This is a genomic window from Stenotrophomonas sp. (genome assembly GCF_032103445.1).
Taxonomy (GTDB): domain Bacteria; phylum Pseudomonadota; class Gammaproteobacteria; order Xanthomonadales; family Xanthomonadaceae; genus Stenotrophomonas.
Genome location: NZ_DAMDFR010000103.1, coordinates 1 through 9,475 on the forward strand (window position 1 = coordinate 1; position 9,475 = coordinate 9,475).

A 9,475-nucleotide genomic window follows, 5' to 3' on the forward strand; every position below is an offset into this window, starting at 1 on the left:
GGCAGTGCGCGCCGCCTCGCCCGGGTCCACGCCGATCACGCGGTGGCCGCCGCGGTGCAGGCGCTCGGCCATGTTGGCGCCCATGCGCCCCAGTCCAATCATTGCAATGTCCATCAATCACCTTTGCTCGGGTTGCGAATGCGATGCCGACCCCGCCGCGCACTGGCGCAGGCGGGCGTCGATCCAACGGCGGTACAGCGTGGTATGCAGATTGTGCAGCCCCAGCTCGAAGGCGAATGGCGTCCGCGGATTGCGGTCGAGCAGGCGCACCACGTGGTAGCCCACAGGACGTATACCGCGTGGGTGCACATAAATCAGGAACCCCTGATAGAACGGATCGTCCAGCAAGGCGTCCAGTTCAGCAAGCACCGCTTGCTGGGCGGCCGGCAGCGCCCGCCGCAGCCCAGGGTCGCGCTCGATCAGCAGCCGTTCGAAGCGGCGGGCGCTGTGGCCGGGCAGCTGCTTGGCCAGCTCCCAGATGCGCCGGTTGAGCCGGTCGTAATGGGCAAAGCCGCCGTGCTCGCGCAGTGCCTGCGCGGCGGCAGCGCTGACATCGACGATGACGAAGTTCTCGGCCTGGTTGTTGATGTCGTCCACGTAGGTCTTGTCGAACACGTGCTCGATGAAGCCGGGTGCGCCGACGAAGGCCTGGCGGCCGCGCTGTGAGGTACGCATCGCCTTGCCGTCGGCCAGGAACGTGCCAGCGTGGTGTCCGAGCAGGATGCTGTCGGTGTCGTGCAGGGTGAGGAAGGTGCCGATGGACAGCTCGCCGGGGCTGAACTCCGCATCGAATGCAGTATCGCCGTACAGCTCGCGCTGGGTGGCCAACTGGGCCACCTGTCGCCCTACCCCGCATTCGCTGCGTACGTGGCCGTTGTAGAAGGCGTCCAACGCGGCGCTGTTGCTTGCCGTCGGCTGATAGCCGCGCCCGAAACTGCGGAAGCCCTGCCAGCCCTGTGCTCGACTGCCGCCGATGCCAAAGCCGATCCAGCCCAGCTGCAATGCGGAGAAGCGGTAGCCGGGGTTGTCCTGCAGTTGCGTGGTGGCGCGTCGGGTCGCCTCACCTAGCTCAAAAGCATAGGCACACACCGTGGCCGGGTCATCGAACAGCGTCTGCAGGAAGACTTGCCGTTGCGCCTCATTCCACTGCCGCGGCAACTGCACGCGCAGGTCGCCGGCAGCGCGCGCCTCGGCCAGGTCGGCGCGCTCGCAGACCGCCCCGCCATGCACCTGGGGTGTCGAAGCGGAGGTGGCCCCGATCTGCCAGCCCAGCTCACGCAGCAACGCCTCGGTGCAGTCAGCGGCTGAGGCGGCAGGCACCATCGTGCCCAGCGCCACGGTGACGAGCAGCCGACGCAGACGTTGCACGGTAATGCGCGCCCGCTCAGGCCTGCGGCGTCGGGACGTCAGTGGACGGCGTGGCCTCCGGCACCGGTTCGGGCGGGGTTGGCACCGCTGCGGGGGCCGGAGGGGCCGGCGGCGTGGCCGGAATGGGGTCTGCCGGTGCCTCAGCGGGTGTCGGCGGCGGTGGCGTACCGGCAGCCGCCGCCGGCAGGTACTGCTGCAGGCGCGCGAAGAATCGCCGATAGAAGTCCGCATCCTGCACGGTGCTGCTGGCCACCTTCACCAGCGAGTCGTCATTGCTGCCGAACGGCAGCGACACCGACCCCAAGGCACCGACGCCGACACTGGCCGAGGTGGGGCTTTTCTTCAACGCATAGCGGTCCTGCACCGCGCTGATGAACACCAGCGCCTCGTCACCGCGCGGCGCACAGGAAATCCGCAGCACCAGTTGTTCGTGCTCGTCATCGCGTGGCTGGAAGTTCTTGTTGGCTTCCACCGCGTCGGCACCGTAACGGGCAATCGCGTAGCCCTGGCTGAGCAGGGTGCGACGCGCGGCTTCGCAGGCCGTGGCCGGCGAACCCGGCACGGTGCGCGAGTAGGTATCGCCAGAGTCGAATGATTCGCGCAGCAGCGTGCTGTCGGCGGCGCGTCCGCCGCAGGCGCTGAGTGACACGGCCAGCAGGCCGGCCGGAAGTGCGTGGGACAGCCGCATGGGCGCTCCTGCAAAAACGGGATCGTCCCAGCTTAGTGAGGGAGGCGTATGCGCAGGGTCTAAAAAGCGAAGGGCCGGCGCATGGCCGGCCCTTCGTTATCGGTTGGTTCACGCCGGGCGTTCAGTCCGCCCAGCGGCCCACAGCGGTGGACTGCGGCAGCACCTGTGCCGACAGCGGGCGGTCCTCGGCCAGCAGATTCACCGCATCAGCCAGGATCGACGCCGATTCACGCAGCAGCGGGTCCGGGCGCTTTTCGGCGGCCTTTTCACGGGCGGCATCCTTGACGATGTCGCGCTCGTTGCCGGTCAGGCCGTCGTCATTGCTGTCGTCGGCCAGCGGGTCCAGGTCCAGGCCCAGTTCCTTGCGGATGGCCTGGCGATCCTTGCGCTGCTTTTCCTGACGCTCACGCTCGGCGCGGCGCACGCCCTCATTGAGCGAGATGTACTTCTTCGCCGCTTCGGTGCGGAACTGCTCCACGTCCTCGTTCCACCACTGGAATTCCTTGTCGGCGGCAATACGCGCGGCATGGCGGGTTTCCAGCTTGGGCAGCAGCGGGCCGAAGTTGCCGTACTGGGTGTGCGGCACGGCGGCGATGCGGGTCCACGGCAGGGCATTGTCGTACGTGCTTTCGCCGTACTCGGTGGCGTCCACGCTGGCCGGGAAGGCCAGGTCGGGCACCACGCCCTTGTGCTGGGTGCTGCTGCCGCTGACGCGGAAGAACTGGGCGATGGTCAGCTTGACCTGGCCGAAGCGCTGCGTCTCGCCGCTCGGCCAACGGTCCAGGTCGACGATGTTCTGCACGGTGCCCTTGCCGAAGGTGGTTTCACCAATGACCAGGCCGCGGCCGTAGTCCTGGATGGCACCGGCGAAGATTTCCGACGCCGAGGCCGAACCGCGGTTGATCAGCACTGCCAGCGGGCCGTCCCACGCGACCGCTTCGCTGCGGTCGTTGTTGACGGTGACGCGGCCGCCGGATTCGCGCACCTGTACCACCGGGCCCTGCTCGATGAACAGGCCGGTGAGTTCAATGGCTTCGTCCAGCGAACCACCGCCGTTGTTGCGCAGGTCCAGCACCACGCCGTCGAGCTTGTCGTTCTTGAAGCCGGCCAGCAGCTTGGCGACGTCACGGGTGGCCGAGGCGTAGTCGGTGGCGTTGCGGCGGCGGCCCTCGAAGTCCTGGTAGAAGGTGGGCAGCTTGATCACGCCAACCTTGCGATCCGGTTCACCTTCCTTGCCGGGAATGGTGAGGGTTTCGCCCTTGGCGGCCTGTTCGGCCAGGCGCACCTTCTGGCGGGTCAGCACCAGCATGTGGTGCTTGCCGTCGACGCCTTCCTCGGCCGGAATGAACTCCAGGCGGACCTGGGTGTCCTTCTTGCCGCGGATCTTGGCGACCACGTCGTCAATGCGCCAGCCGATCACGTCTTCAACCGGACCCGACTTGCCCTGGCCCACGCCGACGATGCGATCACCGGGCTTGAGCGTGCCGTTCACCGCAGCCGGACCGCCGGCGATGATCTCGCGGATCACCACCATGTCGTCCTGGCGCTGCAGCTGCGCGCCGATACCCTCCAGCGACAGCGACATTGCCTGATTGAAGTTCTCGGCAGTGCGCGGGGTGAAGTAGTCGGTGTGCGGATCAACGGCGCTGGTGTAGGCGTTGAGGAAGAACTGGAAGACGTCTTCGCCCTTCAGTTCGTTGACCGACTTTTCCAAGGTGGCGTAACGCTTGTCCAGCGTCTTGCGGATGTCGGCCGGCTGCTTGCCGGCCAGCTTCAGCCGCAGCCAGTCGTTCTTGACCGATTTGCGCCACAGGTCGTCCAGTTCGGCGGTGCTGGCCGCCCATGGCACGTCCTTGCGGTCGTAATCAAAGCGCTCATCGCTGCTGAAGTCGAAATCCTGCTTGAGCAGCTTGCGCGCGTAGCCGACGCGCTCGCCCACGCGCTGCTTGTACACCGCGAACACCTGGAACGCCGGTTCCAGCTCGCCGCCACGGATGGCATTGGCGATGTTGGCCTCGAACGGGGCGAACTTGGTGATGTCGGCCTGGGTGAAGAACTGCTTGCTGCCGTCCAGCGACTCCAGGTAGCGCTTGAACACGTCCTTGGAGGTGGCCGCATCCAACGCGCGCGGCCGGTAGGCGTAGCGGCTGTCCGAAAGCAGGCCATACACCAGCTTGGAGGTGGTGGCCTGGTCGGCGGTGGCGGCCGAAGGCAGCGCCGGCGAGTCGGCATAGGCGGCCAGGGCCAGCGGCGCGGTCAGCGCCAGGGCCATCAGGAATGCGGGAACTTTAAGTTTCATCAACTTGCTCATGGCACCTTGCCAAGGGGGAGACTGCGTGCAGATCAGACAACACGACAGTGCCGAAAGTTGCGGCGGATTTCCAGCCTAAACCGAGGTGTGTTGCAAATTGTGAACGGCACCGGCGTCAGGCGACGCCGGCACCCTTTGCCTGAACGTCGGCGTGGTACGAGGAACGCACCATCGGGCCGGAGGCCACGTGGCTGAAGCCCAACTCGTAGCCGTACTCCTCCAGCGCCTTGTATTCCTCGGGGGTCCAGTAGCGCAGCACCGGGTGGTGGTGGGCGGTCGGCTGCAGGTACTGGCCGATGGTGATCATGTCCACGTCGTGGGCACGCAGGTCACGCATCGTGGCGCGCACCTGGTCCATGTCCTCGCCCAGGCCCAGCATGATGCCGGACTTGGTGGCGATGGCCGGGTGCTGGGCCTTGAAGTTCTTCAGCAGGGTCAGCGACCACTGGTAGTCCGCGCCCGGGCGCACGTTGCGGTACAGGTCCGGCACGGTTTCGATGTTGTGGTTGAACACGTCCGGCGGGTTGGTCGCCAGGATGTCCAGCGCGCGCTCCATGCGGCCCTTGCCACGGAAGTCCGGGGTGAGCACCTCGATGCGGGTGTTCGGGGACTTGGCGCGGATGGCACCGATGCAGTCGGCGAAGTGCTGGGCACCGCCGTCACGCAGGTCGTCGCGGTCCACGCTGGTGACCACGACGTACTTCAGGCCCATGTCGGCCACGGTCTGGGCCAGGCTGGCCGGTTCGCCGGCGTCCGGCGGCTTGGGCCGGCCGTGGGCAACGTCGCAGAACGAGCAGCGGCGGGTGCAGACCTCGCCGAGGATCATGAAGGTGGCGGTGCCGTGGCTGAAGCACTCGTGGATGTTCGGGCAGCTGGCTTCCTCGCACACCGTGACCAGACGGTTCTCGCGCAGCTTGGCCTTCAGGGTCTGCACCGCATTGCCCGAGGGAATGCGCACGCGGATCCAGGAGGGCTTGCGCAGCACCGGCGCGTCGGCAAACTGCACCGGCGAGCGGCCGATCTTGTCACCGCCCAGCTGTTTGACGCCCGCCTGCAGCGGGGCGGCGGACGGCGTGTCACCCTGCACAACCTGCAGGGGAATGATGCGAGCGGTGGTTTCAGTCATGGCCTTGGTCGGCGGCGGTCAGGCCGCGTCAGTCAAATCGGGCAGTTCAGAGGTGGGCTGGAGGTCCAGGCCGAACTGGCGGGCCAGATGGCCCAGCAGCACCGGCTTGACGGCCGCCATGCCGGACGGTCCCCCCAAGTCTACCACCGAGGTCACCTGCAGCCCTTGGTAGCCACAGGGGTTGATGCGACGGAACGGCTCCAGGTCCATGGCCACGTTGAAGGCCAGGCCGTGGAAAGTGCAGCCACGACGGACGCGGATGCCCAGCGCGGCGACCTTGGCCCCGGCCACATACACGCCGGGTGCGCCGTCCTGTCGTTCAGCGCCGATATTCCATTCGTCCAGGGTGTCGATGATGGCCTGCTCGATCCGGCAGACGTAATCGCGCACGCCAATACCCAGGCGGCGCAGCTGCAGCAGCGGGTAGATCACGATCTGGCCCGGGCCGTGGTAGGTCACCTGGCCGCCGCGGTCCACATGCAGCACCGGGATGTCGCCCGGGGCCAGCACGTGCTCGTCCTTGCCGGCCTGGCCCAGGGTGAACACCGGGTCGTGCTCGACCACCCACAGCTCATCGGCGCTGTCGTCGTTGCGCGCATCGGTGAAACGCTGCATTGCATGCCACACCGGGGCGTAGGGCTGGCGGCCCAGGTCACGCACCACGGCAGGGCGGGCGGCGCGCTGCCCGGGGGCAGCAGCCTCCAGCGGGCGGTCGCTTACAGCGTCCACTTCACTTCCGGGTGGTCGCGCAGGGCCTCGTGGGCGCTGTCGTACTGTTCGCGGCTGTCGGCCTTGAACACCAGCCGTACGGACACGTATTTGCCATTGGACGAGGTCTTCCAGCTGATGCGCTCTTTCAGCACATCGACGCCAGCGGCCTGCAGCAGGCGGGGAAGTTCATGCTCCAGCCCGATGTTGGCCGCGCCCATGGCGCTGAGCTCAAACTGACCGGGGAACTGGAAGCCGTGTTCAGGGTTGTCAGACTTGATTTCCATGGCGGGATTATGGGGACGAAAACGACGAAACCCAAGCAGGGCGGGATCATGCGCACAGCGTCGCCCAACCGGACATGAAAATCCGGCTTCATTCACAGCACAGTCCAGTGCATGCGCGGCGTTGAGGCCGTCTCACGTCTTCACTACGCTGTCTGCGCATAAAAAGAAGCCAATTCAGTCAGCGGAACCATCATGCGTTTGAAGCCTTTCGCGTTGCCGGCCGCGCTTGCCGGTGTGCTTGCCGTGGCCGCGCCTGTCGCACAGGCGGCCGAACAATGTGGTCCTGACGCCATGCGCGACCACCCGCCCCAGGTCAACTTCCGCGTCGACAACGACCTGTTCGGCGGAGCTGACCAGGACCAGGGCTACACCAACGGGGCCCAGATCACCCTGGTGTCGCCGAACCTGGTGGACTACACCGACGACCCCTGCCTGCCGCGCCTGGCGCGCTGGGTGAACCGCCATCTGGAGCGGCTGGCCCCGGGCGAGTTCGAGCAGCAGAACATGATCTTCAGCTTCGGCCAAGGCATCTACACGCCGAAGGACTTCACCCGCAAAGACGTGATCGAGGACGACCGCCCCTACGCCGGCGTGCTGGTGGGCAGCTTCGGCTATAACGCCCGGCGGGGCGACCGCCTGCAGACGACCCAGCTGACCCTGGGCGTGGTCGGGCCGTGGGCGCTGGGCGAAGAGGTCCAGGACGCGGTGCATGACGCGCTGGGCGATGAGAAGTTCCAGGGCTGGGACAACCAGCTGCACAACGAGCCGGTGATCATGCTGACCCACGAGCGCATGCGCCGCTGGCCGGCCGATGCCAGCGAAAACCTGGGTGGCTGGGGCTGGGATGCGATCAGCCACTATGGCGGCGCGGTCGGCAACCTGGCCACCCACCTCAACGGCGGCGGCGAAGTGCGCTTCGGCTGGAAGCTGCCGGACGACTTCGGCAGCACCCCGCTGCGCCCGGCCGGCGAAAACACCGCGCCGACCCGCGGCGGCAAGCCCAGCGGCTGGTCTTTCCACCTGTTTGCCACCACCGATGCCGCGTGGGTGGTCCGCGACATCACCCTGGATGGCAACACCTTCCGCAACAGCCACAGCGTGGACAAGCGCCCGTTCGTGGCCCAGGCCGGCTACGGCCTGGCGATCATGTACAACCGCTGGAAGTTCGCCCTCGCCCGCTACCACAGCACCCGCGAGTTTGATGGGCAGGAGCAGTCGCCGATCTATGGCAGCTTTACGATCAGCCGCTCGCTGTAAACGATCGGCATTGTAGGGACACGCCATGCGTGTCCTCGTGGTCTACGGGCGGTTCGCGGACACGCATGGCGTGTCCCTACAAAAAAGGCCCGCGATGCGGGCCTTTTTTCTTATTCCGATTCCCACCACATCAGGAAGCTGTGCCACAGGCGCTTGAAGAAGCCGGCTTCTTCCACCGCGGCCACGGCGACCAGCGGAGCCTCCGCCACCACCTTGCCGTCCAGGGTCACCTTCAGCGTGCCGATCGGCTGGCCGGCGGTGAACGGGGCTTCCAGGGTCTTGGGCACGTCGATGCTCGGCTTGAGATCGTTGTAGCGACCGCGCGGCACGCTCACCAGCAGCGGCTGGGCCACGCCCAGCTGGACGTTGTCGGCCTGCCCCTTCCACACCTTGTGCTCGGCCACGGCCTTGCCCGGCTCGTACATGCGGTGGGTTTCGAAGAAGCGGAAGCCCCAGTTGAGCAGGGCCAGGCTGTCATCGGCACGCTGCTTTTCCGACGAACCGCCCAGCACCACGGCGATCAGGCGCTGGTCGCCGCGCTGTGCCGAGCTCATCAGGCAGTAGCCGGCTTCCGAGGTGTGACCGGTCTTGATGCCGTCGACGCTGGCGTCGCGCCACAGCAGCAGGTTGCGGTTGGGCTGGGTGATGCTGCCCACGGTGAATTCCTTCACCTTGTTGTAGGCATAGGTTTCCGGATAGTCACGCACCATCGCCCGGCCCAGCAGTGCCAGGTCGTAAGCGGTGGTCTGGTGCCCCGGCGCGCTGAGGCCGTGCGCGTTGACGAAGTGCGAGTTCTTCATGCCGATCTTGGCGGCATAGCTGTTCATCAGCGACGCGAAGGCTTCTTCGCTGCCGGCCACGTGTTCGGCCAGCGCGATGGCGGCGTCGTTGCCGGACTGGATCGCCATGCCCTTTTCCATGTCTTCCAGACGCGCGGTCTGGTTGACCGGGAAGCCGCTGTAGCTGCCATCGGTGCCGGCACCGCCTTCGCGCCAGGCGCGTTCGCTCATCATCACCTGATCGTCCGGACGCACCTTGCCGTTCTTCACTTCGGCGGCGATCACGTACGAGGTCATCACCTTGGTGATGCTGGCCGGGGCGAGCTGTGCATGGATGTTCTCACCTGCCAGCACCTGGCCGGTGGCGTAGTCCATCAGGATCCAGGCCTTGGAGACGCTGGGCACCGGGGCCGGCGGCGTCGCGACGGTGGCCGGTGCGGTGGCCGCCGGCGCGGGCGCTGGGACGGGCTGCGGGGTCTGGGCGGAAACCATGCCCACGACCAGCGTCGTGGCCAGGGCGGCAGCGGCAAAGCGGAATTTCATCGGACAACAAGCTCCAGGGGCGCCAAGGGGGATGACAAAGGGGTGATACGGGGCGGGCCATTGTAGGCCCATGCGCTCGGCGGCACGCGGTCAGGCGCGCCGGGTCTGGCCATTCATTCTTTTACGATCTGCGGCGAGCCAAAGCCCAGACCCACGATGCGGCCGGCAAGTTCCGCGGCGCTGGCATGGTCGGATGCAGGAACCCGCAGGCGCCACAGGGTGCGGCCGCCGCTGACGATGTCGCTGATGCTGGCCCCGACGATGCCGGCAGTGGACAGCTGGCCCAGTGCGCGGGTGGCATTGTCACGGCTGGCGAAGCTGGCCACCTGCAGCAGCACGGTGCCCACCTGCTGGGACAGCGTGGGGTTGGCGGCCGGCGCGGGCGCAGTGGCGACCACCGGTGCGGGG

General features: G+C 66.9%; 10 protein-coding genes. 1 reads left to right on the forward strand and 9 read right to left on the reverse strand.

The window, feature by feature from the left end:
• From RT551_RS20395 to RT551_RS20425, 7 genes are all read right to left on the reverse strand, one after another.
• The coding region (locus tag RT551_RS20395) for an NAD(P)-binding domain-containing protein (RefSeq protein ID WP_313461899.1) at positions 1–114 on the reverse strand (114 nt) is incomplete at its 3' end.
• A gap of 3 nt (positions 115–117) precedes the next feature.
• Complete coding sequence (locus tag RT551_RS20400; protein ID WP_313461901.1) at positions 118–1,323, reverse strand: hypothetical protein; 1,206 nt, start codon at positions 1,321–1,323, stop codon at positions 118–120.
• Between the two features lie 61 nt (positions 1,324–1,384).
• Complete coding sequence (locus RT551_RS20405; protein WP_313461888.1) at positions 1,385–2,056, reverse strand: DUF2242 domain-containing protein; 672 nt, start codon at positions 2,054–2,056, stop codon at positions 1,385–1,387.
• A 121-nt stretch (positions 2,057–2,177) separates the two neighbouring features.
• Positions 2,178–4,355: a carboxy terminal-processing peptidase gene (locus tag RT551_RS20410; RefSeq protein ID WP_313461890.1), complete on the reverse strand. Its 2,178-nt coding sequence runs from the start codon at positions 4,353–4,355 to the stop codon at positions 2,178–2,180.
• A gap of 127 nt (positions 4,356–4,482) precedes the next feature.
• Positions 4,483–5,493, reverse strand: a complete 1,011-nt coding sequence (gene lipA / locus RT551_RS20415; protein ID WP_311192611.1) for a lipoyl synthase — start codon at positions 5,491–5,493, stop codon at positions 4,483–4,485.
• 18 nt (positions 5,494–5,511) lie between these two features.
• A complete protein-coding gene (gene lipB / locus RT551_RS20420) occupies positions 5,512–6,222 on the reverse strand; it encodes a lipoyl(octanoyl) transferase LipB (RefSeq protein WP_313461892.1) in 711 nt (236 codons plus the stop codon).
• The gene (locus RT551_RS20425; RefSeq protein WP_311192613.1) at positions 6,210–6,488 is read right to left on the reverse strand and encodes a DUF493 family protein; all 279 of its coding nucleotides are present in this window, start codon (positions 6,486–6,488) and stop codon (positions 6,210–6,212) included. Before RT551_RS20425 ends, lipB begins: the two co-directional genes overlap by 13 nt.
• A 192-nt stretch (positions 6,489–6,680) precedes the next feature.
• On the opposite strand from RT551_RS20425, the gene RT551_RS20430 reads away from it, so the two are divergent.
• Complete coding sequence (locus RT551_RS20430; protein WP_313461895.1) at positions 6,681–7,745, forward strand: lipid A deacylase LpxR family protein; 1,065 nt, start codon at positions 6,681–6,683, stop codon at positions 7,743–7,745.
• A 110-nt stretch (positions 7,746–7,855) separates the two neighbouring features.
• Here the strand turns inward: RT551_RS20430 and RT551_RS20435 are convergent, their stop codons facing one another.
• Both RT551_RS20435 and RT551_RS20440 read right to left on the reverse strand, forming a co-directional pair.
• Positions 7,856–9,067 (reverse strand): D-alanyl-D-alanine carboxypeptidase family protein, encoded by a 1,212-nt coding sequence (locus tag RT551_RS20435; protein WP_313461896.1) that lies wholly within the window; start codon positions 9,065–9,067, stop codon positions 7,856–7,858.
• 113 nt (positions 9,068–9,180) lie between these two features.
• Positions 9,181–9,475, reverse strand: a 295-nt coding sequence (locus RT551_RS20440) for an SPOR domain-containing protein (RefSeq protein WP_313461898.1), incomplete at its 5' end; no start/stop codon positions are given.